Annotated in this window: 22 protein-coding genes; 12 read left to right on the plus strand and 10 right to left on the minus strand. The window is 72.6% G+C overall.

Features of this window, described 5'->3' with window-relative positions:
- Window position 1: 1 nt before the first annotated feature.
- The 3 genes from ACWD01_RS00345 to ACWD01_RS00355 all read left to right on the plus strand — a co-directional run bounded on the left by ACWD01_RS00345 (window position 2) and on the right by ACWD01_RS00355 (window position 5,215).
- Window positions 2-1,447: an FGGY family carbohydrate kinase gene (locus tag ACWD01_RS00345; protein ID WP_451156510.1), complete on the plus strand. Its 1,446-nt coding sequence runs from the start codon at window positions 2-4 to the stop codon at window positions 1,445-1,447.
- Between the two features lie 118 nt (window positions 1,448-1,565).
- The gene (locus tag ACWD01_RS00350) at window positions 1,566-3,299 is read left to right on the plus strand and encodes an ABC transporter ATP-binding protein (protein ID WP_451156512.1); all 1,734 of its coding nucleotides are present in this window, start codon (window positions 1,566-1,568) and stop codon (window positions 3,297-3,299) included.
- On the plus strand, window positions 3,296-5,215 hold the full coding sequence (locus tag ACWD01_RS00355; protein WP_451156514.1) for an ABC transporter ATP-binding protein: 1,920 nt from the start codon (window positions 3,296-3,298) through the stop codon (window positions 5,213-5,215). The genes ACWD01_RS00350 and ACWD01_RS00355 overlap by 4 nt, the downstream gene beginning before the upstream one ends.
- A gap of 161 nt (window positions 5,216-5,376) precedes the next feature.
- On the opposite strand, the gene ACWD01_RS00360 is transcribed toward ACWD01_RS00355, so the two are convergent.
- Complete coding sequence (locus tag ACWD01_RS00360; RefSeq protein ID WP_451156516.1) at window positions 5,377-6,480, minus strand: RNA polymerase sigma factor; 1,104 nt, start codon at window positions 6,478-6,480, stop codon at window positions 5,377-5,379.
- Between the two features lie 170 nt (window positions 6,481-6,650).
- Here ACWD01_RS00360 and ACWD01_RS00365 point away from each other — a divergent pair, with 170 nt between their 5' ends.
- Together ACWD01_RS00365 and ACWD01_RS00370 are read left to right on the plus strand one after the other, a co-directional pair.
- Complete coding sequence (locus ACWD01_RS00365; RefSeq protein ID WP_451156518.1) at window positions 6,651-7,265, plus strand: hypothetical protein; 615 nt, start codon at window positions 6,651-6,653, stop codon at window positions 7,263-7,265.
- Window positions 7,262-8,236, plus strand: coding sequence for a nucleotidyl transferase AbiEii/AbiGii toxin family protein (locus tag ACWD01_RS00370; protein WP_451156520.1), 975 nt, complete (start codon window positions 7,262-7,264; stop codon window positions 8,234-8,236). Before ACWD01_RS00365 ends, ACWD01_RS00370 begins: the two co-directional genes overlap by 4 nt.
- 6 nt (window positions 8,237-8,242) lie before the next feature.
- Here the strand turns inward: ACWD01_RS00370 and dnaG are convergent, their stop codons facing one another.
- The 5 genes from dnaG to ACWD01_RS00395 all read right to left on the minus strand — a co-directional run bounded on the left by dnaG (window position 8,243) and on the right by ACWD01_RS00395 (window position 15,342).
- Window positions 8,243-10,153 carry a DNA primase gene (gene dnaG / locus ACWD01_RS00375; RefSeq protein WP_451156522.1) on the minus strand — a complete coding sequence of 637 codons (1,911 nt, stop codon included), beginning with the start codon at window positions 10,151-10,153 and terminating at the stop codon, window positions 8,243-8,245.
- A 35-nt stretch (window positions 10,154-10,188) separates the two neighbouring features.
- Complete coding sequence (locus ACWD01_RS00380) at window positions 10,189-11,469, minus strand: NAD(P)/FAD-dependent oxidoreductase (protein WP_451156524.1); 1,281 nt, start codon at window positions 11,467-11,469, stop codon at window positions 10,189-10,191.
- 181 nt (window positions 11,470-11,650) lie between these two features.
- A complete protein-coding gene (locus tag ACWD01_RS00385) occupies window positions 11,651-13,012 on the minus strand; it encodes a deoxyguanosinetriphosphate triphosphohydrolase (RefSeq protein ID WP_451156526.1) in 1,362 nt (453 codons plus the stop codon).
- A 47-nt stretch (window positions 13,013-13,059) separates the two neighbouring features.
- A complete protein-coding gene (locus ACWD01_RS00390) occupies window positions 13,060-13,830 on the minus strand; it encodes a sirohydrochlorin chelatase (RefSeq protein WP_451156528.1) in 771 nt (256 codons plus the stop codon).
- 801 nt (window positions 13,831-14,631) lie between these two features.
- Window positions 14,632-15,342: a hypothetical protein gene (locus ACWD01_RS00395; RefSeq protein ID WP_451156530.1), complete on the minus strand. Its 711-nt coding sequence runs from the start codon at window positions 15,340-15,342 to the stop codon at window positions 14,632-14,634.
- A 125-nt stretch (window positions 15,343-15,467) separates the two neighbouring features.
- Between ACWD01_RS00395 and ACWD01_RS00400 the strand changes: the two genes are divergently transcribed.
- The 3 genes from ACWD01_RS00400 to ACWD01_RS00410 all read left to right on the plus strand — a co-directional run bounded on the left by ACWD01_RS00400 (window position 15,468) and on the right by ACWD01_RS00410 (window position 18,987).
- Complete coding sequence (locus ACWD01_RS00400) at window positions 15,468-16,082, plus strand: SanA/YdcF family protein (RefSeq protein ID WP_451157320.1); 615 nt, start codon at window positions 15,468-15,470, stop codon at window positions 16,080-16,082.
- A gap of 61 nt (window positions 16,083-16,143) precedes the next feature.
- Window positions 16,144-16,725: a TIGR03086 family metal-binding protein gene (locus ACWD01_RS00405; RefSeq protein ID WP_451156532.1), complete on the plus strand. Its 582-nt coding sequence runs from the start codon at window positions 16,144-16,146 to the stop codon at window positions 16,723-16,725.
- Between the two features lie 138 nt (window positions 16,726-16,863).
- Window positions 16,864-18,987: a molybdopterin oxidoreductase family protein gene (locus ACWD01_RS00410; protein ID WP_451156534.1), complete on the plus strand. Its 2,124-nt coding sequence runs from the start codon at window positions 16,864-16,866 to the stop codon at window positions 18,985-18,987.
- Here the strand turns inward: ACWD01_RS00410 and ACWD01_RS00415 are convergent.
- The 3 genes from ACWD01_RS00415 to ACWD01_RS00425 form a co-directional block, all read right to left on the minus strand.
- A complete protein-coding gene (locus ACWD01_RS00415; protein ID WP_451156536.1) occupies window positions 18,935-19,417 on the minus strand; it encodes a gamma-glutamylcyclotransferase family protein in 483 nt (160 codons plus the stop codon). The two genes, ACWD01_RS00410 and ACWD01_RS00415, sit on opposite strands and share 53 nt — an antisense overlap.
- Entirely contained in the window at window positions 19,414-19,716 is a 303-nt protein-coding gene (gene cutA / locus ACWD01_RS00420; RefSeq protein ID WP_356890263.1) for a divalent-cation tolerance protein CutA, read from the minus strand. Before cutA ends, ACWD01_RS00415 begins: the two co-directional genes overlap by 4 nt.
- Window positions 19,717-19,931: 215 nt before the next feature.
- A complete protein-coding gene (locus ACWD01_RS00425) occupies window positions 19,932-20,534 on the minus strand; it encodes an NADPH-dependent FMN reductase (RefSeq protein ID WP_451156538.1) in 603 nt (200 codons plus the stop codon).
- Window positions 20,535-20,814: 280 nt separating this feature from the next.
- Here ACWD01_RS00425 and ACWD01_RS00430 point away from each other — a divergent pair, with 280 nt between their 5' ends.
- The 4 genes from ACWD01_RS00430 to ACWD01_RS00445 all read left to right on the plus strand — a co-directional run bounded on the left by ACWD01_RS00430 (window position 20,815) and on the right by ACWD01_RS00445 (window position 23,126).
- The gene (locus ACWD01_RS00430) at window positions 20,815-21,318 is read left to right on the plus strand and encodes a hypothetical protein (protein ID WP_451156540.1); all 504 of its coding nucleotides are present in this window, start codon (window positions 20,815-20,817) and stop codon (window positions 21,316-21,318) included.
- A 146-nt stretch (window positions 21,319-21,464) separates the two neighbouring features.
- Complete coding sequence (locus tag ACWD01_RS00435) at window positions 21,465-22,115, plus strand: class F sortase (RefSeq protein ID WP_451156542.1); 651 nt, start codon at window positions 21,465-21,467, stop codon at window positions 22,113-22,115.
- Between the two features lie 40 nt (window positions 22,116-22,155).
- Window positions 22,156-22,653: a MarR family winged helix-turn-helix transcriptional regulator gene (locus tag ACWD01_RS00440; protein WP_451156544.1), complete on the plus strand. Its 498-nt coding sequence runs from the start codon at window positions 22,156-22,158 to the stop codon at window positions 22,651-22,653.
- Window positions 22,654-22,655: 2 nt separating this feature from the next.
- Entirely contained in the window at window positions 22,656-23,126 is a 471-nt protein-coding gene (locus ACWD01_RS00445) for a MarR family transcriptional regulator (RefSeq protein WP_451156546.1), read from the plus strand.
- Between the two features lie 6 nt (window positions 23,127-23,132).
- On the opposite strand, the gene ACWD01_RS00450 is transcribed toward ACWD01_RS00445, so the two are convergent.
- Window positions 23,133-23,924: a sulfite exporter TauE/SafE family protein gene (locus tag ACWD01_RS00450; protein ID WP_451156548.1), complete on the minus strand. Its 792-nt coding sequence runs from the start codon at window positions 23,922-23,924 to the stop codon at window positions 23,133-23,135.
- Window positions 23,925-24,060: the final 136 nt, after the last annotated feature.

Consider the following 24,060-nt stretch of genomic DNA (forward strand, 5'->3'; position numbering starts at 1 on the left):
CATGGGGATAGTCGCTGGGTTGGACAGTTCATCTGGGTTCACGCGCATCGTCGTCTGCGACGCGGACACGGGTGCGGTGCTGCGCCAGGGGTATGCGCCGCACCCTGTCGAGCCCAAGGCCACCGAGATCGATCCGCAGGCGTGGCTGCTCTCGCTCGGCGAGGCGGCCACCGGCGGTCTGCTGGAGGGCGTGCAGGCCATCGGCGTGTCCGCGCAGCAGCACGGCCTGATCACGCTCGACGCCCAGGACGCTCTGGTCCGGCCGGCGCTGCTCGGCAACGACAAACGCGCGCAGGTCGCCGCCGCCGACCTCATCGACGCGCTCGGCGGCCGGCAGGCCTGGGCCCAGGCCGTCGGTTCCGTACCGCAGGCCGGGCAGCCGGTGGCGAAGCTCCGCTGGCTCGCCCGCGCCGAACCCGAAGCGGCCCGCCAGGTCGCCACCGTGATGCAGCCGCACGACTGGCTGGTGTGGCAGCTGCTCGGCCGGCCCTCCCGCAAGACCACGGACCGCGGCGGCGCGTCGGGCACCGGCTACTGGTCCGCGGGCACGGGGGCGTATCGAGTCGATCTCGTGGAGCTGGCGCTCGGGCAGCCGTGCGCGCTGCCCGACGTGCTCGGACCGGCGGAGGCCGCGGGCACCACGCCGGAAGGGCTGATGATCTCCGCGGGTACCGGCGAAACCATGGCGGCGGCCTTCGGCCTCGGCGTGGCCGTCGGCGACGCGGTGGTCTCGCTGGGGGCGTCCGGTTCCGTGATGGCCGTGCACCACGAGGCGCTGGCCGACCCGAGCGGGATGATCACGTCGTTCGCCGACGCGACCGGGATGCATCTGCCGGTCGTGCACACCCTCAACGCCGTACGGGCCCTGCGGGGCAGCGCCGAGATGCTGGGTGTCGCCGATCTCCAGGAGCTCTCGGCGCTGGCGATGAAGTCGACGCCCGGCTCGTCCGGGCTGGTGCTGCTGCCGTACCTGGAGGGCGAGCGGACCCCGCAACTGCCGCACACCGCGGGCACGCTGACCGGTCTGCGCCGCGAGTCGATGAAGCCCGAGCACTTGGCACGCGCCTCGTTCGAGGGCATGCTCTGCTCGCTGGCGGACGCGATGGACGTGCTGCGCGGGCGCGGCGTGGAGGTGCGCCGGGTGTTCCTGCTCGGCGCGGCCGCAGACCTGCCGGCGGTACAGGCGCTCGCGCCGGCGATCTTCGGGGCACAGGTGGTCGTGCCGCAGTCGGCGGACTACGCGGCGCTCGGCGCGGCCCGGCAGGCCGCCTGGGCGCTGGGCGCCGCGCAGGGCACGTTGTCGCCGCAGGCGCCGCCGGCCTGGCAGGGAGCGGCGGCGCAGGTGTTCGAGCCGGGCGAGGAGCTGGCGATCGGTCAGGCGGTGCGTCAGCAGTACGGCGCGACGCGGGACGAGATCCATCCGGGGGCGTTCACAACCGGGCCGTGAGGTCCTGCGGTCGCACAAGCTGCTCTTCGCCGCTGCTTGTGGAAAACCCTTCGGGTTTGCCGACCGGGTGTCGGAAGATGGGGTGACCCCCGATCTTGCCGAGCCCGAGAGACAGCGCGTGCTGATAAGACTGCTGCGGAGCTACCTCAGTCCGTACAAGAAACCCATTGGCCTCCTGGTGGCGCTGCAACTGCTGCAGACCAGCGCCACCCTCTATCTGCCCACCCTCAACGCGGACATCATCGACAACGGTGTCGTGAAGGGCGACACGGGCTACATCCTGGGCCTCGGCGGCGTGATGATCGGTGTCAGCGTCGTCCAGGTGTTCTGCAACATCGGAGCGGTGTTCTACGGCGCGCGGACGGCGGCCGCCCTCGGCCGCGACGTCCGGGCGGACGTCTTCGGCCGGGTGCAGAGCTTCTCCGCCCGCGAGGTCGGCCACTTCGGTGCGCCGTCCCTCATCACCCGCACCACCAACGACGTCCAGCAGGTCCAGATGCTGGTGCTGATGGCGTTCACGCTGATGGTGTCGGCGCCGATCATGTGCGTCGGCGGCATCGTCATGGCGCTCGGCCAGGACGTGCCGCTGTCGGCGGTGCTGTTGGCGGTCGTGCCGGTGCTCGGCATCTGCGTCTCACTGATCGTGCGGAAAATGCGGCCGCTGTTCCGCACCATGCAGGAGCGGCTCGACACGGTGAACCGGGTGCTGCGCGAACAGATCACCGGCAACCGCGTGATCCGCGCCTTCGTCCGGGACGAGTACGAGAAGAAGCGCTTCCGCGGGGCGAACGAAGAGCTGACCGACGTGTCGATGTCCACCGGCCGGCTCATGGCGCTGATGTTCCCGACCGTGATGACGGTGGTCAACGTCTCCTCCGTCGCCGTCGTCTGGTTCGGCGCCCACCGCATCGACAGCGGTGCCATACAGATCGGCGCGCTCACCGCGTTCCTCGCGTATCTGATGCAGATCGTGATGGCCGTGATGATGGCCACCTTCATGTTCATGATGGTGCCGCGCGCCGAGGTGTGCGCCGAGCGCATCCAGGAGGTGCTGGACACCGACTCGAGCGTGGTGCCGCCGCTCGCTCCGGTGACGGCGCTGCGCAGCCGCGGGCACCTCGAGATGCATGGCGTCGACTTCGGCTACCCCGGCGCCGAGGAGCCGGTGCTGCGCGGTATCGACCTGGTGGCGCGCCCGGGTGAGACGACCGCGATCATCGGCTCGACGGGCAGCGGCAAGTCGACGCTGCTCGGCCTCGTTCCCCGGCTCTTCGACGTGACGAACGGGGAGGTCCTCGTCGACGGGGTCGATGTTCGCGACCTGGACCCGGCGCTGATGGCGAGGACCGTGAGCCTCGTACCGCAGAAGCCGTACCTCTTCTCCGGGACCGTGGCGACCAATCTGCGCTACGGGAAGCCCGATGCCGACGACGACGAGCTGTGGCAGGCGCTCGAAGTGGCGCAGGCGGCCGACTTCGTGCGCGGACTGGAGGGCGGGCTGAACGCGCCCATCGCCCAGGGCGGCACCAACGTCTCCGGCGGACAGCGCCAGCGGCTCGCCATCGCGAGGACCCTGGTGCGGCGGCCGGAGATCTACCTGTTCGACGACTCCTTCTCCGCGCTCGACTACGCCACGGACGCCGCGCTGCGCGCGGCGCTGGCCCGGGAGACCGCGGAGGCGACCGTGGTCATCGTCGCCCAGCGCGTGTCGACCATCCGCGATGCGGACCGGATCGTGGTCCTCGACGAGGGAAGGATCGTGGGGGCGGGCAGCCACCACGAACTGATGCAGAGCAATGAGACGTACCGGGAGATCGTGCTCTCGCAGCTGACGGAGGCTGAGGCCGCATGAGCGGGCCGGGTGGACGCATGATGACGGGGCCCGTCGAGCGGTCGATGGACTTCAAGGGCTCGGGCAAGCGGCTGCTGCGGCAGCTCACGCCGGAGCGGGCGGCGCTGTGGGTGATGCTCGGCGCCTCTGTGCTGAGCGTGGCCTTCGCGGTGGTCGGCCCGAAGATCCTCGGCCGGGCGACCGACCTGGTCTTCGCGGGGATCGTCGGCCGGGAACTGCCGGACGGCACCTCCAAGGAGCAGGCCGTGGAGGGCATGCGGCGGGACGGCGACGGCCTGGCGGACATGCTCGCCGGTGTGGACTTCGTCCCCGGCCGGGGCATCGACTTCGACGCCGTGGGCGACGTCCTGCTGCTGGCGCTGGCCGTGTACGTGGCGGCGGGGCTGACGATGCTGGTGGCGACACGCCTGTCGATCAAGGTGATCAACCGGAGCGTGTACCGGATGCGCGAGGAGGTGCAGGCGAAGCTGTCGCGGCTGCCGCTGTCGTACTTCGACAAGTCGAAGCGCGGCGAGGTGCTGAGCCGTGCCACCAACGACATCGACAACATCTCGCAGACCCTGCAGCAGACGATGGGTCAGATGATGAACTCGCTGCTGACCATCGTCGGCGTGCTGGCGATGATGTTCTGGATCTCGCCGCTGCTGGCGCTCGTCGCACTGGTGACGGTGCCGGTGTCGGTGTTCGTGGCGGCCAAGGTCGGCAAGCGGTCGCAGCCGCAGTTCGTGGCGCAGTGGAAGTCGACGGGCACGCTCAACGCGCACATCGAGGAGATGTACACGGGGCACTCGCTGGTGAAGGTCTTCGGCCGCCAGGAGGAGTCGGCGCAGGCGTTCGCCGAGCAGAACGAGGCGCTGTACGAGGCCGGGTTCAAGGCGCAGTTCAACAGCGGCATGATGCAGCCGCTGATGTTCTTCGTCTCCAACCTGAACTATGTGCTGGTGGCGGTCGTCGGCGGTCTGCGGGTCGCGTCCGGTGCGCTGTCGATCGGTGACGTGCAGGCGTTCATCCAGTACTCCCGGCAGTTCTCGATGCCCCTGACGCAGGTGGCCTCGATGGCGAACCTGGTGCAGTCGGGTGTCGCCTCCGCGGAGCGGATATTCGAGCTCCTCGACGCGGAGGAGCAGGAGGCGGACGCACCGTCCGCGAAGCGGCTCGGACGGCCGCGGGGCCGGGTGTCGCTGGAGCGGGTCTCCTTCCGGTACGAGCCGGACAAGCCGCTCATCGAGGACCTGTCACTGACGGTGGAACCGGGCCAGACGGTCGCCATCGTCGGCCCGACCGGCGCGGGCAAGACGACGCTGGTCAATCTGCTGATGCGGTTCTACGAGGTGACCGGCGGGCGGATCGCGCTCGACGGGGTCGATGTCGCGAAGACGTCCCGGGAGGACCTGCGCTCCGGCATCGGGATGGTGCTGCAGGACACGTGGCTGTTCGGCGGCACGATCGCGGAGAACATCGCGTACGGGGCGTCGCGGGACGTGTCCCCCGAGGAGATCGAGGAGGCGGCGCGGGCCGCGCACGCGGACCGCTTCATCCGCACCCTGCCCGACGGCTACGACACCGTCATCGACGAGGAGGGCGCGGGCGTCAGCGCGGGCGAGAAGCAGCTGATCACGATCGCGCGGGCGTTCCTGTCCGACCCGGTGATCCTGGTGCTGGACGAGGCGACAAGCTCGGTCGACACCCGTACGGAGGTGCTGATCCAGAAGGCGATGGCGCGGCTGGCCCACGGCCGCACGAGCTTCGTGATCGCGCACCGGCTCTCCACCGTCCGGGACGCGGACGTGATCCTGGTGATGGAGGACGGCGCGATCGTCGAACAGGGCACGCATGAGGAGTTGCTGGCGGTGGGGGGCGCGTATGCGCGGCTGTACTCGGCGCAGTTCGCGCAGGCGGTGGTGGAGGTGGAGTAACGCGGGCGGGCGCGGCCGCTGCGCGGGGCCGATTCCCCACCCCTTCGCCGGCTGTACCGGACGTGCGGCTCCGCCGCGTGGGGGGGCAGGCCCGGGCCCCGTGCCGCCCTCCGGGCGGCGGGCTCGGGCTTCGCCCGGGCCGGGGCCGCAGCGCCCCCCGGTCAGTCCAGGTAGCCGCGGAGTTGGTCCGCGAAAGCGTGGTCGCGGAGTTTGTTGAGGGTCTTCGACTCGATCTGGCGGATACGTTCGCGCGTCACGCCGAAGAGGCGGCCGATCTCCTCCAGGGTGCGCGGGCGCCCGTCGTCGAGGCCGTAGCGGAGTTGGACCACCTTGCGTTCGCGCTCGCCGAGCGTGGACAGCACCGCGTCCAGGTGCTCGCGCAGCAGCAGGAACGCAGCGGACTCGACGGGCGACGCCGCGTCGCCGTCCTCGATGAGGTCGCCGAGAGCGACATCGTCCTCCTCGCCCACCGGGGCGTGCAGGGAGACCGGTTCCTGGGCCAGCCGCAGGACTTCGCTGACCCGCTCCGGGGTCAGTTCGAGGTGGCTCGCGACCTCCTCCGGGGTGGGTTCGTAGCCGCGTTCCTGGAGCATGCGGCGCTGGACCCGTACCACCCGGTTGATGAGTTCGACGACGTGCACGGGCACCCGGATGGTGCGGGCCTGGTCCGCGAGGGCGCGGGACATGGCCTGGCGGATCCACCATGTCGCGTACGTGGAGAACTTGTAGCCCCGGGCGTAGTCGAACTTCTCGACCGCTCTGATCAGGCCGAGGTTCCCCTCCTGGACCAGGTCCAGCATGGTCAGCCCGCGGCCCACGTACCGCTTGGCGACGGACACGACGAGCCGCAGGTTCGCCTCGATCAGGCGGCGTTTGGCCATCCGGCCCATGACCACGAGGCGGTCGAGGTCGACGGCGAGCTGCGAGTCGGGGTCGACGGTGCTCGCCAGTTTCTCCTCCGCGAAGAGCCCCGCCTCGACCCGCCGGGCGAGGTCCACCTCCTCCGCGGCGGTGAGCAGGGGGATGCGGCCGATCTCCCGCAGATACTGGCGGAAGAGGTCGGAGGACGGGCCGCTGTCGGTGTACCGCCCCGGGCGCCGCGGCGGCTCGGGAGGTTCGGGCTCCACGGCTTCCTCGACCAGGTTCGGCGGCAGGGCTTCGGGGTGCCTTGCGGGCAGGCCCTGCGCGGGCACCTGCTCGACCGCGGTCGCGACGACCGCGGCGACGGCGTCGGTATGGGTCTCGGACAGGGTCTGGGTCTGCACGGGGCGACCTCCAGGTGATCGCTGCCGGTCGGGGGGCCCTACGCACCGCACCCCAGTGTGGGGTACGACACATCACTGCCACGAGGGGCGTGCGACGACTTTTTGAGACCCGTGCGTGACCGGGCGGTTACTCGGATGTCCGTCGTGCACGGGTCTGGGAGACTCTGCCGGTGCGTGAGAGCTGTGAGTACGAGACCCATGTGACGGTGCGCTGCGCCGACGAGGCCGGCCATGACCGGCTGGACGCCTGGGCACGGGACGCGGGGCTGAAGGTGACACAGATCGTGCTGGCCCGGGGGCGGATGGTCCGGCAGCCGATGCTGACGTCGAGGGGCCGGGACGGGCTCGCCGGGCAACGGGCCGCCGCACAGGCGCTGGTGGCGCTTTTGCGGGCGGACGGGTTCGATCCGGTGCGGGTGAAGATCGAGTCGGTCCCGTGGGCGCCGGAGGTCAGGACCGACGGGGACGGGTACTTCGAGCACCATCTCAAGCTGCTGCTGGACGAGGACTTCGACCACGAGGCGCTGACCGCGCTCGCCGTACGGCACGGGGCGCATCTGTCGTGGAACGCCCGCCGGGTGGCGGCCGGAGGCCGGCACGAGCGGTTCGTCACGCAGCGGTGCCGCGGGGTGTCGGCGCGTCAGGCGGGACGGTCGTGCGACGCGCTCGTCGCGGAGGTGAAGGACTCCGGCCACGAAATCATCGGCGAGGAGCGGGAGTTCGTGCTGTACGACAGCGATCTGTCGGTGGACGACGGTTGGATCGAGGAGAGGGCGGAACGGTGACGGGGAACGGCAGACGGCCGATACCGGATGGGCCGGAGGACCGCACCGAGCCGGTGGAGGAGACGCGGCGGCGCGGCTCGCAGCTGCCGCGCACGCTGCGGGTGGGCATGGACCACGCGGGCGCCCGGCGCCAGGTGTTCGACCCGGCGCTGAAGCACTTCCACCGGGCGTTCCGGCCGCTGGACGCCGACGTGCCCGATGCCGCGGCCTGGCAGGCGGCGCGGCGTACCGCGCTGGAGACGGTCCTGGCGGGCGTCGCGCGGTCGGGGTGGGCCGATTCGCTGGTGCTGCGCGGCAGCATGCTGATGTCGGTCTGGTTCGGGCGGGAGGCGCGTGAGCCGAAGGACCTCGACTTCGTGGTCGTGCCCGCCGACTGGAACATCGAGGAGGAGCGCACCGGCGCGATGCTGGACGAGATCGCGTCGGCGGCCCAGCGCGTGGCCGAGGAGCGGGGCGGGCCGCCGGCGATCGACGCGGGCGGCGCCGAGTCCGAGTACATCTGGACGTACGACCGGGTGCCGGGGCGGCGGATGGTGCTGCCGTGGCGGGCGCCCGGGCTGCCGGGCGGCCAGGTCCAGCTCGACTTCGTCTTCAACGAGCGGTTGCCGGCCGAGCCGGTCACCGTCGCGGTCGCGGACACCGAGCTGTGGGCGGCGGGCCCGGAGCTCTCGCTGGCCTGGAAGGTCCAGTGGCTGCTCACCGACTGCTACACCCAGGGCAAGGACCTCTACGACGCCGCCCTGCTCGCGGAGCGCCATCCGCTGCGGTACGAGCTGCTCCACGAGGTGTTCCGGCTCTCCGGCGAGTGGCCGTACCCGCAGCGGGAGGAGGTCACGTTCGCGGACGTGGAGGACGCGCTCCGGTATGTGGAGTGGCACCACTTCGCCGCGGACTACCCGCGGTTCGCCGACGACGAGGAGCTGTACGCCCGGCGGCTGCTGGCCGCGCTGGCGCCGACGTTCGCCCGCTGACCCGGGCTACAGCGCCGCCGCGCCCTGATTGCGCAGGGACTGCGCGTACTGCTGGAGCACCCACAGCTCGTTCGCGACCGCCGCGTACCGCTCCGGGTCACCGCCGGCGCCCAGGCGGGCCATCGTGCCCTGGACCTCGCGGATGCGGCGGTCCACGGCACGCAGGCGGACCTGGACGAGCTGTGTGCCCGCGTACACCTCGTCGACCGTGCGGGCGTGCACCGATTCCACGGCGAGCTCGGTGACCAGCGCGCGCACCGTGTCGTCGGGGGCGGCGTCGCGGACGCGGGCCACATAGCCGGAGGGGTCGCGGGTGCCCTGCTCGGCGCCGCCCGCCTCCTCGATGGTCCGGCGCACCGCGGCGTACGGCGGGGCCGTGAACTCGTCGACGCCGTACGCGTCGAAGGCCGGCGAGACCAGCTCGGGGTGCTGGAGGGCCAGCTTGAGCAGTTCGCGCTCGGTGCGGTGGACGGGGCTGCGCAGATTGAGTGCCGGGCCCGACGGCGCGGCCGGGGCGGAGGCGGCGGGCGCCTGGTGCGGCGCCCTGGAGGGGCCGCCGCCACGGCCCCCGCGGTCGGAGCCCCGGTCGCGGGCCCAACGGGCGAGCTGGGCGACGCGCTTGACGACGAACTGGGTGTCGAGGATGCCGAGGATGCCGGCGAGCTGCACGGCCGACTCGTGCTGGATGGCGATGTTCTTGATGCCGGCGACGATCGGGGCCGCCTCGTCGAGAGCGGCGGCGCGGCCGGCGGGCGTCTCCAGATTGTGGCGAGTCACCATCTGCCGGATGGCGAACTCGAAGAGGGGTGTACGCGTCTCGACGAGCTTCCGCACCGACTCGTCGCCCTCCGCGAGCCGCAGCTCGCACGGGTCCATACCGCCCGGGGTGATCGCGATCGACGTCTCCGCCGCGAACTTCTGGTCGTCCTCGAAAGCGCGCAGCGCGGCCTTCTGGCCGGCAGCGTCGCCGTCGAAGGTGAAGATCACCTCGGCGGTGGCGTTGTCCATCAGCAGCCGGCGGAGGATCTTGATGTGGTCGCCGCCGAAGGATGTGCCGCAGGTGGCGATGGCGGTGGTGACGCCCGCGAGGTGGCAGGCCATGACGTCGGTGTAGCCCTCGACGACGACCGCCGTGCTGGTGCGGGCGATCTCCTTCTTGGCGAGGTCGATCCCGTACAGCACCTGTGACTTCTTGTAGATCGCCGTCTCCGGCGTGTTCAGGTACTTCGGGCCGTTGTCGTCGTCTCGGAGCTTGCGGGCGCCGAAGCCGACGACCTCGCCGGTGATGTCCCGGATGGGCCACATCAGCCGGCCGCGGAAGCGGTCGATGGGGCCGCGGCGGCCCTCCTGCGAGAGGCCGGAGAGGGTCAGCTCCTTGTCGCTGAAGCCCTTGCCGCGCAGATAGCGGGTGAGATGGTCCCACCCGGCCGGGCTGTACCCCACGCCGAAGTGCTGGGCGGCGGCCTGGTCGAAGCCGCGCTCCGCGAGGAACTTCCGGCCGATCTCCGCCTCGGGGCCGTCCAGTTGCTCCACGTAGAACTCGGCGGCGACCTTGTGGGCCTCGACCAGCCTGATCCGCTCGCCGCGCTGGTGGCTCGGGTTGTACCCGCCCTCCTCGTAGCGCAGGGTGATGCCCGCCTGGGCGGCGAGGCGCTCGACCGTCTCGGAGAACGAGAGGTGGTCGATCTTCATCACGAAGGCGATCGTGTCGCCGCCTTCCTGGCAGCCGAAGCAGTGGAAGAACCCCTTGCTGGGGCTGACCTGGAAGGAAGGAGACTTCTCGTCGTGGAACGGGCACAGGCCCTTGAGGTTTCCCCCGCCCGCGTTGCGCAGCTGGAGATACTCGGAAACGACGGCGTCGATCGGGACCGCGTCCCGAACCGCCTTCACGTCGTCGTCGTTGATCCTGCCTGCCACGCGTGAATTCTACGGTGGCGCTGCGACACTCCTTCTCAGCCGGTGAGGTTCGCGGTTCCGGCGAGGTCGGTGAGGGCCACGGTCGGATCGCCGAGTGCCTGCGGATCCACCTCCGTCCGGGCCCGGACGAGCTGCTGGATCGGCGCGGTGACGTCCCACACATTGACGTTCATCCCGGCCAGCACCCGGCGGTCCTTCAGCCAGAAGGCGATGAACTCCCGCTTGCCCACGTCGCCGCGGAGCACCACCTGGTCGTACGAGCCGGGCGGGGCCCAGCCCGAGTACTCCATGCCCAGGTCGTACTGGTCGGAGAAGAAGTAGGGGACGCGGTCGTACGTGACGTCCTGACCGAGCATGGCGCGGGCGGCGGCCGGACCGCCGTTCAGGGCGTTGGCCCAGTGCTCCACGCGCAGCGGGACGCCGAGCAGCGGGTGGCGCACGGAGGCGACGTCACCGGCGGCGTGGATGTCCGGGTCGGAGGTGCGCAGGCTCTCGTCCACGGCGATCCCGCCGCCGTGCTCCCGGCCGGCGAGGTCGAGGCCCGCCGCGTCGGCGAGGGCGGTGCGCGGGGCGGCGCCGATCGCGGCCAGCACCTCGTGGGCGGGGTGCTCCTCGCCGTCGTCTGTGCGGGCCGCCAGCACCATGCCGTCCTGGCCGATGATCTCGGTGAGCCGTGCGCCGAAGTGGAAGCGGACGCCGTGTTCGTGGTGCAGCTCGGCGAAGAACTGGCCGAGTTCCGGGCCGATGGCCTGGTGGAGCGGGGTGGCCTCGGCCTCGATGACGGTCACCTCCGCGCCGTAGCCACGGGCCGCGGCGGCGACCTCGAGGCCGATCCAGCCGCCTCCGGCGATGACCAGGTGGCCGTTGTCGCGGCCGAGGGCGGCCAGCACATGGCGCAGCCGGTCGGCGTGGGCGAGGCGGCGCAGATGGTGGACGCCGGCCAGGCCGGTGCCCGGGACGTCCAGCCGGCGGGGCTCGGCGCCGGTGGCCAGCAGCAGCTTGTCGTAGTGGAGGACGGTGCCGTCGCCGAGGCGTACCGAGCGGCTCTCGCGGTCGATGGACACGACCGTCTGCCCAAGGTGCAGCTCGATGTCGGCCCGGGCGTACCAGCCGGGCTCGTGGACGAAGGCGCTCTCGCGTTCGCCCTTGCCGGTCAGATACGCCTTGGACAGGGGCGGACGTTCGTAGGGGTGGTCGCGTTCGTCGCCGATGAGGATCACTCGCCCGGTGAACCCTTCGGCACGGAGGGTCTCGGCGGCCTTGGCCCCCGCCAGCCCACCGCCGACGATGACGAATGTCCGATGTGCGTCGACCACGTGATGCCTCCTCGTTGCTTCTACGCAGCGCAGCCTTCAGCGAGCGTCCCGCACGGAGCGTTATGGCGGAAGAGGGAGTGACCCTCCGGCGTGTCAAACAGGGACGAAACGTCCGCTGTGGGACGGGTGCGGGGCGGATGTCCCGGATTCGGTGGCGCCCGGCGCGTCGGGCGGGCGGCCCTCAGCGGCGTCTCGTGAGGCGCGCGTGCAGGGTGCGGGCCGACGCGTCCGTCAGGTTCGCGATCTGGTCGACGATCACCCGCTTGCGGGCCCGGTCGTCCGCCGCAGCCTCGAACATGGCACGGAACTGCGGCTCGAGCGCCTCCGGCGCGCGGGCGGTGAGCGCCTGCGCCAGCTCCGCGAGCACGATGCGCTGGTCGGCGCGGAGCGCCTCCTGCTCGGCGCGCTGCATCACGTAGCGGTCCGCGACGGCCTTCAGCACCGCGCACTCGTTGCGCGTGGCGCGCGGGACGACGAGCTCCGCCGCGTAACGGGTGAGCCTGCCCTCCCCGTACGCCTGGCGGGTGGCGGCCTCCGCGGCGAGCGCGAACCGGCCGATGAGCTGGCTGGTGGCGTCCTTCAGGCGGGCCTGGGCGACCGCGGAACCGTCGTAGTGGTGCGGCCACCACTCCTGGTCGACGAGCCGGTCGAGCGCCTCGGACAGCTCCTGCGGATCGGTGTCGTCCGGCACGTAACGGCCGATGGCCACGGACCAGATCGCCGCGCGCTCGGTGTCGGAGAGCAGGCAGTTGGGGTCGACGTGGCCGGCGTGCAGACCGTCCTCGAAGTCGTGCACCGAGTACGCGACGTCGTCGGACCAGTCCATCACCTGGGCCTCGAGGCACTTGCGGTACGCGGGGGCCCCGTGCCGGGCCCACTCGAAGACCGGCAGGTCGTCCTCGTACACCCCGAACTTTCCCGAGCCAGGCTCGGTGGGGTGCCCGCCACGCGGCCAGGGGTACTTGGTGGCCGCGTCGAGCGTGGCCCGGGTCAGGTTCAGACCGACGCTGACCGGCTCGCCCGTCTCCGGGGAGTGCACGAAACGCTTCGGCTCGATACGGGTCAGCAGCCTCAGCGACTGGGCGTTGCCCTCGAAACCGCCGCAGTCCCGGGCGAACTCGTTCAGCGCCTGCTCGCCGTTGTGGCCGAAGGGCGGGTGTCCCATGTCGTGCGCGAGGCACGCCGCCTCCACCAGATCCGGGTCGCAGCCGAGCGCCGCGCCCAGCTCCCGGCCCACCTGCGCGCACTCCAGCGAGTGCGTCAGCCGGGTGCGGGGGCTCGCGTCCCAGGCGTGGCTGCGGGTGCCGGGGGTGACGACCTGCGTCTTGCCCGCGAGGCGGCGCAGCGCCGAGGAGTGCAGCACCCGGGCGCGGTCGCGCTGGAAGGCGGTGCGGCCGGGGCGCTTGTCGGGCTCGGCGGCCCAGCGGTCGGCGGCGGAGTCGTCGTAGCCGTCGGGAGCGATGCCGGTCGCTGTGGCTGTGCCGGTTGCTGTGCCGGTGCCGTTGGCCTTGCCTTCGGCGGAGGTGCTGGTGGTGCCGTCCATGCACCGAAGGTAACCGCAGGGGCCGACAGTCCGGCCACACCGGGCGACTACGCGGCGGACAGTTCCAGCCGCCGGGCCGCCCGCGCGGCGCCCTGGAGGCACAGCGCCTCGTCGTAGCGGTGCAGCAGCAGCCGGGCCAGAGCCGGGTGGGTGCCGAGCGGCTCCGCCGCGACGCAGGGCGCGGCGGCGGCGCTGCGGGTCGAGAACAGGCCGGGCGCGGCGAAGTACGAGGCGACCGCGATCCGGTGCCGGCCGCGCGCCTCCAGCGCCTTGACCGCCGCGGGGACGGTGGGCGCGAGAGCCGAGGCGTACGCGGCGACGACCGGCACTCCACCGAGCCGCTCCGCGAGCATCCCGGCCATCCGCCGGGTGTCCTCGGCGGACCGGGGGTCGCGGGAGCCGGCGGACGCGAGGACGACACCGGCGGTGCCGCTCGCGCCGTCCTCGGGGCGCCAGCCCGCCTCGGCGAGGCGGTCCGCGAGCGCCTCCGCCAGCAGGGGGTGCGGGCCGAGCGGGCGCGCGATCCGGATGTCCGCGCCGGGCAGCGCGGCGGCGGCCTCCGGGAGGTCGTGCCGGACGTGGTAACCCCGGCTGAGCAGCAGCGGCACGAGAACGGCGGGCGTGCCGTCGGGCAGCGCGGCGAGCGTGTCGCCGAGCAGCGGCTCGTTCAGCTCGATGTGGCCGAGGCGGATGTCGAGACCGGGCCGCAGCTCACGGACCCGGTCGAGGAGCGCGGTGACGGTACGCACGGCACGCGGGTCGCGGCTGCCGTGTGCGACGGCGACGAGGGCGGGCCGGGTGGCGGCGATGGATGCCATGCGGGTCGGGTTCCGTTCAGTCGGACGTGACTCAGCTGGGTGCCGAGCTGAGCGGTGATACGCGTGAGCAGACCGACGGTGGTGTCGAACTGCGCGGCGCTGTCGACTGCGCTGTCGAACGGCGGGGGCGGGGACTCACGAAGGTGTTCCGGCTCCGTCATGCATCGATGGTGGCGGGCGCAGGTTGCGGGGTTGTTGCGTGAGGGTGACAGGTCTTTGCGCGGGGCTCACGGCGGGGGGCGGGGGCGGTGCGGGGTGGGCGCGTCCAGGGCGGGGCAGGCGGGGGCCGCTGCGCGGGCCTGTTCCCCTACCCGCCCCTTCCCGCTGTGCCGGATGTACGGCTCCGCCGCGTGGGGGGCAGGCCCCGGACCCCGCACCGCCCTCCGGGCGGCGGGCCGGGCTCCGCCCGGGCCCGGTACCGCGCTTCGCGCGGTGGCCTCGATCTCCCCCTACGGCCTGGCCGCCGTGGGTAGGGACACCTCCCACGGCCGCCAGGCGTAGGGGGAGCACCCCCGGGCCGGGCTGGAAATGCCGCTGCGCGGCAACCCAGCCCGAGCTGGGCACGCCTGACCTCGCTGCGCGAAACAGGAGCGTCCACGGGGCAACTCCAGCCCCGCCGGCGATTGAGGCGCCGGACCCGGCACATCCAGCCTCGCCGGCGTTTGAGGCGCGGGGCTCGGGGCAGCGCCCCGACAAGACCGGCCAACCCAGCCCCGCCGGCGATTGAGGCGCCGGGCTCGGGGCAGCGCCCCGCAAGACCGGCACGCTCCCCCAGGCCCAGCATCCCCGTGGCCGGCAACGTCACCCCGCCAGCCACACCCGGAGCGCGCCCACCTCCTCGTAGCCGTGCCGGACCGCCGACGTCAGATCGGCGCCCTGCTCGTAGCCGACGGCCGGAAGGTCCGGCCACAGGTGGGAGACGGACGACACGCAGCCCGCCCACGCCGCGTCCGTGTCGCCGGACGTGGTGAAGACGTTGGAGAGGCCGGCCGCTCCGCCGCCCACGTTCACCACCGCGCCCGCGACCACGCGGCCGTCGTCGGCGCTCCGGCCGGCGAGGAAGGTGACGAACGGGTCGGCGAGGAGTTCCGGGCGGAAGAGGGCAGACAGGCCCTCGTCCGCGTCCCAGGCCGTCGCCCATTCGGCCAGCTCCGCGGGGGTGGTGAGCGGCGCCCACGCGACGCCCGGCGGCGGGGCCGGCGCGGGGGTGCCGGTCGGCCGGTGGAGCCAGCGGGCCTCGAAGAGGACGTCGAAGCCCGCCCCGGACAGGTCCAGCGACGCGAAGCTGTCCTTGACCGAGCAGCCCCCGCCCGCGGTGTCGACCGCAGCCAGCACGTCGTCCGCCGTAGCGGCCTCGCTCAGCGTGACCGCGTCGGGGTAGAGGAGCGGCGTGCGGCGCGGGTTGGTCCAGGCTCGGGGGCCGAAGTCACCGGGGAGCCCGTGCGCGCGGCACATGGCCTCGCACCATTCGGCGTTGTTGCGGGCGGCCGTGCGCGCCCTGTCGTCGATCATGGGGTGATGCTGGCCGAACGGCGCCGCTCCGGGCGAACCTTTTTCGGCCGCCGGGCGTCTGACCGTCTGTGAGAGCGACCGGGGTGACAAGAACCGCCAAGCGGCGGCGGACCGTGCAGGCCGTCATGCTCGCGTGCGTGCTCGGGCTCGCGCCCGCGACGTGGCTGCACGCCGTCGCCGACAGCCGTGTCCGTACGGTCGCGGACGCCCCCGCGCGGGACGTCGCCGTCGTCTTCGGCGCCGGCCTGTGGGAGGGGCGGCCCTCCCCGTATCTGGCGCACCGGCTGGACACCGCCGCCGAGCTGTACCGGACCGGCAAGGCCAAGGTCGTGCTGGTCACCGGGGACAACAGCCGGGTGGAGTACGACGAGCCGGACGCCATGCGGACGTATCTGACCGAGCGCGGCGTGCCGGACGAGCGGATCGTCAGCGACTACGCCGGGTTCGACACCTGGGACTCCTGCGTACGGGCGAAGAAGATCTTCGGGGTGGAGCGCGCGCTGCTGGTGAGCCAGGGCTTCCACATCCGCCGGGCCGTCGCGCTGTGCCGGTCGGCCGGGGTGGAGTCGTACGGCGTCGGTGTCGCGGAGCCGCACGACGCGACCTGGTACTACGGCGGGGTACGCGAGATGTTCGCGGCGGGAAAGGCGTCGCTGGACGCCGTCTTCCGGCCGGATCCGCGCTTCCTCGGGGACCGCGAGCCGGGTGTTCGGGAGGCTCTCGCGCAGGCGGTGCGCTGACCGGGCGGCACGCGGCCCGGTGCGCTCGCATCGCGGTCCCCGGCGCGGAACAGTGAGTCCCATGAACACAGACGTGGCAACACTCCTGTCCCGGCACACCGAGGCGCTGGCCCTGTTCACCGACCGGGTGCACGCCGTCCGCGACGAGCAGTGGGACGGTCCGACGCCGTGCACCGAGTGGTCGGTGCGCGATCTCGTCAACCATCTGACCGCCGAGCAGCTGTGGGTGCCGGACCTGGTGACCGACGGCGCGACGATCGAGGACGTCGGCGACGCGTACGACTGCGACGTCCTCGGCGAGCACCCCAAGCGGAGCTGGGACGCGGCCGCCCGCGCCGCCCGCAAGGCGTTCTCCGACGAGGGCGCCATGTCGGGGACGGTCCAGCTCTCGTACGGGGAGACGCCGGTCACGGCCTACTGCTCGCAGATGATCAGTGACGCCGTGGTGCACGCCTGGGACCTGTCGCGTGCCATCGGCGCGGAGGAACGGCTGCCGGACGCGCTGGTGGCCTTCACGCTGGGCGAGGTCGGCCCGTACGCCGCCGAGCTGTCGAAGTCCGGGCTGTTCGCCCCGCCGATCGAGCCGCCGCCGGGCGACGACCCGCAGACCCGGCTGCTGGCGATGACCGGCCGCCGCGCCTGAACGGTTCCCGCGTCCCACCGCGCCCTCGTGCTCACGGCGGCACCTCACGCCGCCGTGAGCCGTTCCCTGAGCGCGGCGTACCTCGTCTGTAATGCGCCGCGTCCGCCCTCGTAACACGAATGTTCCACGCTGGGCGTCATGCGCGACGAGACCACCCCGACCCACTGTCCCTACTGCGCCCTGCAGTGCGGTATGAATCTGCGCGGCGTCCCGCGGTCCGGCGCGGACGCCGGGACGGCCGTCGAGGTGGTGGAGCGCCCCGACTTCCCCGTCAACCGGGGCGCCCTGTGCGGCAAGGGCCGCACCGCGCCCGCCGTTCTCTCCTCCCGGGTGCGCCTGACCGGGCCGCTCATCAGAAGCCACGCCACAGGCCGGCTCGAGCCGGCCACCTGGGAGGAGGCACTGCGTACGATCGCCGACGGGCTGCGGCGTACGCGGGAGCAGCACGGCGCCGACGCGGTGGGCGTCTTCGGCGGCGGCGGGCTGACCAACGAGAAGGCGTACACCCTCGGGAAGTTCGCCCGCGTCGTGCTCGGCACCTCGCAGATCGACTACAACGGCCGCTTCTGCATGTCGTCGGCGGCGGCAGCGCACACCAAGGCGTTCGGTGTGGACCGCGGTCTGCCGTTCCCGCTGGAGGACATCCCGAAGAGCGGGTGCGTGATCCTCGTCGGCTCGAACCTGGCGGAGACCATGCCGCCGGCGCTGCGCTATCTGACCGAGCTGAAGGAGAACGGCGGGAAACTGATCGTCGTCGACCCCCGGCGGACGAAGACGGCGGAGGTGGCCGACCTGCATCTGGCGCCCCGGCCGGGCACCGATCTGGCGCTCGCCCTGGGCCTGCTGCACGAGGTGGTGGCGCAGGGGCGCACCGACGAGGAGTTCATCGCCGCCCGTACGAGCGGCTGGGCGGACGCCCGGGCCGCCGCCATGGCGCACTGGCCGGAGCTGGTCGAGCGGATCACGGGCGTGGGGGTGCCGGAGCTGCGCGAGGCGGTACGGCTGTTCTGTGACGCGCCGTCCGCGATGGTGCTCACGGCCCGCGGGCCCGAGCAGCACTCCAAGGGCACGGACACGGTCAGCGCGTGGATCAACCTGTGCCTGGCCACGGGCCGGGCGGGCCAGCCGTTCTCCGGCTACGGCTGTCTGACCGGGCAGGGCAACGGGCAGGGCGGCCGTGAGCACGGCCAGAAGGCCGACCAGCTGCCCGGCTACCGCAAGCTGGACGACCCGGCCGCGCGGGCGCATGTCGCCGAGGTGTGGGGCGTGGCTCCCGAGTCGCTGCCCGGGCCGGGCCGCAGCGCCTACGAGCTGCTGGACGCGCTGGGCGGGGACGTGAAGGCGCTGCTGCTGATGGCCTCGAACCCGGTGGTGTCCGCGCCGCGCGCGGCGCATGTCGAGGAGCGGATCAGGTCGCTGGACTTCCTGGCCGTCGCGGACGTCGTGCTCTCGGAGACGGCGGCGCTCGCGGACGTGGTGCTGCCGGTGACGCAGTGGGCCGAGGAGACGGGCACGATGACCAACCTGGAGGGCCGGGTGCTGCTGCGCCGCAAGGCGGTCGACGCGCCGGCCGGGGTCCGCAGCGACCTGGAGGTACTGGGCGCGCTGGCGGGGCTGCTGGGGCACGAGAAGGGCTTCCCGGCCGATCCGGAGGAGGTGTTCGAGGAGCTGCGGCGGGCGTCGGCGGGCGGCCCGGCGGACTACTCGGGCATCACCTACCGCCGGATCGTGGAGGAGGACGGCGTGTTCTGGCCGTGCCCGGCAGAACCGGAGGAGCGGGCCCCGCACCCGGGGACGCCGCGGCTGTTCCTCGACCGGTTCGCCACGGCCGACGGGCTGGCCCGGTTCGTTCCGGTCGGGCACCGGCCCGCCGCGGAGGAGCCCGACGCGGAGTACCCGGTGCTGCTGACGACCGGGCGGGTGGTCGCCCACTACCAGTCGGGCGCGCAGACGAGGCGGGTCGACGAGCTGAACGCCGCCGCGCCGGGCCCGTTCGTCGAGCTGCATCCGCAGCTGGCGGAGCGGATCGGCGTCGCGGAGGGCGAGCCGCTCGCCGTGGTGTCCCGGCGCGGGCGGGCGACCGGTCCGGCGCGGATCACCACCGGGATCAGGCCGGACACGGTGTTCATGCCGTTCCACTGGCCGGGCGAGGGCCGGGTCAACACCGTCACGAACCCGGCGCTCGACCCGACCTCCCGCATGCCCGAGTTCAAGGTGTGCGCGGTCCGGCTGGAGCCGGCGGACCGGGCTGCCGGGGCCTGACCGTCCCGCGCCAGTCGCCGCCGTCCACGGGGGTGCCGGCGGCGCGCAGCTCGCGGGCCACGCGCTCGGCGGCGACGTACACCCAGGCGGTGACGGCCGTGCCGTCGTCGAGGAGGACCGTGCGGGCCGTCCGCTCGTACAGGTTCTCCGGGCGGCCCGGAGAGCCGGTGTACTCCTCCAGCCGGTCGAGGACGCCGAGCAGCCGTCCGTAGTCCTCCGGGGCCGCCCACACGGCCTCGCCGGTGACCGTGCACGGCCCGCCGGGGTCGTCGACGGCGTACGGGAAGCCGGGGCCCCGGTAGAGCCGTGCGCTGCAGAGCAGGGCGGGCCGCTCCGTGGTGGTCCGGCCGCGCAGGAACAGGTCGTGGTTGCGCTCCCCGGGACGCAGCGTGCCGTAGACGAAGAACGGAAGCCCCTGTCGCCTGTTCATCGCGCCACGGTCTCTGCCCGTACCCAGCCTGCGTACGCCGCGTTCCCGCGCACCACGGGCATGGCGATGATCTCCGGTGTCTCGTAGTCGTGGGCCGCGGTCAGATGGGCCTCGAGAGCGTCGTAGCAGGCGGGCGTGGTCTTGAAGAGCACCTGCCACTCCTCCGCGGTCTCGATGGCGTTCTGCCAGTGGTAGACCGAGGTCACCGGCGCGGAGATCTGGGCGCAGGCCGCGAGCCGGGCCTCGACGGCGCCCTGCGCCAGTTGGTGTGCCTTCTCTGCGCTGTCGGTCGTGGTCATCACGGCGAGCAGCGGTGGCGTGGCGGGGGTCTGTTCCACGGCACGGGCTCCTTCTCGGTCGTCGGCTCCTCCGCGGGCGCGCGGCCTCGCGCACAGGACGGGCGGGGCCGTGAACGCGGCCCCACCCGCCACCGTACGCACCGGGGGACCGCGCCCCGGCCGCCGCCACCGTGCACCGGTCCGTGCGGCCGGCAGTCCCTCGCGTCGGGCCGGCCTCAGCCGGCGTACGGGCGGACGGACTTGGCGGTCCTGAGCGCCTCGGCCCACCAGCCGAGCTGGTCGAGCATCGTCTTGGCGGCGGCGTCCGGGGCGGCGGGGTCGCGGTGGTTGCCCGCGTCGTCGAAGTGGGCGCCCGCGTTGTGGAAGGAGACCGTGTCGCGGACGGTCACGGCGTGCAGCTCGGCGAAGACCTGCCGCAGCTGCTCGACCGCGCGCAGTCCGCCGGAGATTCCGCCGTAGGAGACGAAGCCGACGGGCTTGGCCTGCCATTCGCCGAAGTGCCAGTCGATGAGGCTCTTGAGGGTGGCGGGGAAGGAGTGGTTGTACTCGGGGGTGATCACGACGAAGGCGTCGGCGCCGGCCAGCTTCGGGGTGACCTTGCCGAGCTCCGCGCGCACCTCGGGCGAGGGATGGTAGGAGAGCGCGGTGGGCAGCTCGGCGTCGGCGAGGTCGACGACCTCGACCTGGAAGTCCTCGCGCGCCGCGGCACGGGAGAGGAACCAGTCGGCGACGGTGGGCCCGAAGCGGCCGTCGCGGTTGCTGCCGATGACGACGGCGAGCTTCAGGGGGGACGTGTGGTCAGGCGTGTTGATGTCCATGCGGAGGAGCTTGGTACCTCAAGTTTGGCTGAGGTCAAGCGGCGTCCAGGGATTTCGCGCCACGAGCCGTACGGGCGGGCCTCACCCGTTCGCCACGGCGTGCCCGGCGGCTACTCCCGCCCTCGCCTTGGCGGCTTTGACCTGTGGGTACGCGATCTGTCCAGGGCGACACGCCGCTTCGGACGAGGGAATCTGAGGGGCCATCAGCAGGCGTGCCGGACGCCCGGCCTCTTACCTCAAAGGAGACGAGACACCGCACAGCGCGCTTCCGGAGGACCCCATGCGCACCACCGCCCGCCTGTTGACCGGCACCGCGATGGCGATCGCCACGATAGGACTCGGCGCCCACGGGGCGTACGCCGGAGACTTCGGAGAGCTCGAGGTGTACCCGTCGCCCGCCACCCCCGGTACGAAGGTCACCGTGAACACCACGGCCTGCGGCAAGGACGGCCACGCCGTCGGCGACGCCCGTTCGGTCGGCGCCGGCGAGTTCAAGCTGCGGCCCGGCACGCACAAGGAGACCGTCGTGGGCCACTTCACGGTCCCCGAGGACACCAAGCCGGGAACGTACGGCATCGAGGTGCGCTGCAAGAACGACAAGGAAGCCACCGGCGACCTCGAGGTGCACCACCAGCAGCCGAGCGGGCACGTCAGAACCGGAGTCGGCGGCAGCGTGGGCCCCGACACCACCCAGATCGCGGCGGGCGCGGCGGTACTGACCGCGGCCGCTGTGGGCGGGACGCTCCTTCTGCGCCGCCGGGCGAGCGGCGCGCAGAGTGGCTGACGGACCGGTATCACAGCCGGTCCCCGTACCGCCGGATCCCCCGCTCCCGTCAGGCCTCGAGCCGACGGGAGCGGGGCGACTTTGCACGCCGGGCGGCGTCCCGCCGGTGTGCACGACGCGACCTTCGACGCGACCTTGGAGGACCGATGACCGCCCAGGACACCGTCCGGCGCAGGAGCAAGGGGTGGAGCCTGGCCGTCGCCGTCTGCGTCGGGCTGTGGCTGGTCCAGAACGGCGCCCGTGACGTCACCCCGCCGGTCCCGTCCGCCGCGCAGGCCTTCGCGGCCGGTCCCGACCAGCACACCGACGCGGCGGCCGACCCGCTGCCGCCCTCCGAACCGGTCCGGCTGCGCATCCCCCGGATCGACGTCGACGCCCCCGTCACGGGCCTCGGCCTGGACGCCAAGGGCAGCCTCGAGGTCCCGCCCGCCGCCGACCGCAACCTGGCCGGCTGGTACGAGGACGGCACCACTCCGGGCGCCAAGGGCACCGCGATCGTGGCCGGCCACGTCGACAACGCGCACGGCCCGTCCGTCTTCTACAGCCTCGGCGCCCTGAAGAAGGGCCACCGCATCGAGGTGCTCCGCGCGGACGGCAGGACCGCCGTCTTCACCATCGACGCGATCGAGGTCTACGAGGCCGACGCCTTCCCCGACCGGAAGGTGTACGGCGCGGGCGACCGGGCCGAACTGCGCGTGATCACCTGCGGCGGCGGCTTCTCGGACGAGACCGGCTACCAGGGGAACGTCGTGGCGTACGCGCACCTGATCGGGGTACGGGGCGGCGGCACGGACTGAGACCATAGCCATGGATACAGTGTCCATGTACTGTATCGGCATGAGCACGGCACCCGAGGGCCCCACGCCCGGCTACCTGGTCTGGCGTCTTTCGACGAAGTGGCGCGTCGCGGTCGACCGCGCGCTCGCTCCCCTGGGGCTGACGCACGCGCAGTACGCCGTGATCGCCTCCCTGCACGGCGTGGGGCAGTCGGGGCACCGGCCCAGCCAGCGGCAACTCGCCGACCACACGGGCCTCGAACCGCTCTACATCTCGAAGCTGGCCCGCGCGCTCGAGTCGTCGGGACTCGTGCGGCGCACACCCGACCCCGCCGACACCCGGGCCGTGCAGCTCTCGCTCACCCCTGCCGGAGAGGAGAAGGCCCGCCGCGCCGTCACAGAGGTCCACACGCTGCTCGACCGGCTGCTGGCCCCGCTGGGCGGGCTCGAGGCACCGCGCACCCGGGCGCTGACGCGGGAGCTGCGAGTGCTGCTCGAAACACCTCTCGACGCGCCGCCCGACACCTTCGAGGACACGTCCACGCCACCCGAGGAGTAACCATGTCGTCCACCACACCGATCCTGCTCGACAGCCGGCTCATCGGGCGGGCCCACTACGCGGTCCGTGCCCTGCTCGACCGTGAACTGAGCCGCACCGGCACCACCTTCCACCAGTCGATGGCACTGAACGCGGCCGCCGCCGAGGGCGGCACCGCCGAGACGGACCGGATCGTCGAGCTGCTGACCTCCACCCTGAGGATCGACGGAACCACGGCCCGGGACACCGTGGCCGAGCTGCTCGCCACCGAGCTGCTCGAACCACTGGAACCGCTGCCGGAGCGGAGCCCGCGGGTGGCGCTGACCGGGACCGGCCGCGCCGAGCAGGCCCGGCTGGCCGCCGTCGCCGCGGAGTTCGGCCCGCGGGTGTACGGAGGGATCCCGGCCGAGGACCTGGCCGTCGCGGGCCGGGTGCTGGCCGAGGTCATCGCCCAGGCGAACGCCGCGTACGCCGAGACCGCCGACCGGTACTGACGGCGGTCACGCCGTCCACTGGTCGAAGCCGAGCTTCGCGACCAGCGAGAAGACGACGACGAGCAGCACGCCGCGGACGAACTCGCTGCCCTTCCGCAGTGCCATGCGCGCCCCGAACATCGCGCCGGCCAGATTGAACACGGCCATCAGCGCGCCCAGCTGCCACAGCACGGTGCCCTGGTAGGCGAACATCGCGAGGGCGCCGGCGTTGGTGCACACGTTCACGATCTTGGCGGTGGCGGAGGCCGTCACCAGGTCCAGATGGAGCACCGCGGTGAGCGCCAGCACCAGGAACGTGCCGGTGCCCGGCCCGAACAGTCCGTCGTAGAAGCCGATGCCGCCGCCGACGAGCACGATCGCGAGGACGGTACGGGTCCGGGTGACACGGCGCTTGTCGGCGTCCGCGGCGGGGGCCGTGCCGAACGACGGGCGCAGCATCACGAACGCGGCGACGCCCAGCAGCACCACCATGATCACCGGGCGCAGCATCTCGCTGCTGATGCCCGCGGCGAAGAAGGCGCCGCCCATCGAGCCGGCGAGCGCGGTGAGCCCGATGCGGACGGCGGTCTTCACCTGCACCGGGGCCTTGCGTACGTAGGTGATCGCGGCGCCCGACGTGCCGACGATGGCGACCGCCTTGTTCGTACCGAGGATGTGGGCGGCCGGGACCTGCGGCAGCCCGAGCAGCAGCGCGGGCAGCAACAGCAGCCCGCCGCCACCGACGACGGCGTCGATCCAGCCGGCCGCGGCGGCGGCGAGACAGAGGAAGAGGAGAGTGGTGAGGGATATGTCGGGCACGGTGGTGACCCTATGGACGGGGTACGTGTGCCGTCCATCGATCGCGGAAGTCTTGAGCGTGGCCTGAGGTTCCGTTCGGGGGCTCCGCCCCCGCGCGGCAGGTACAGGGCCCGGCCCGGGCCTCACAGTCCTGGAG

The organism is Streptomyces sp. NPDC002835, assembly GCF_053591995.1.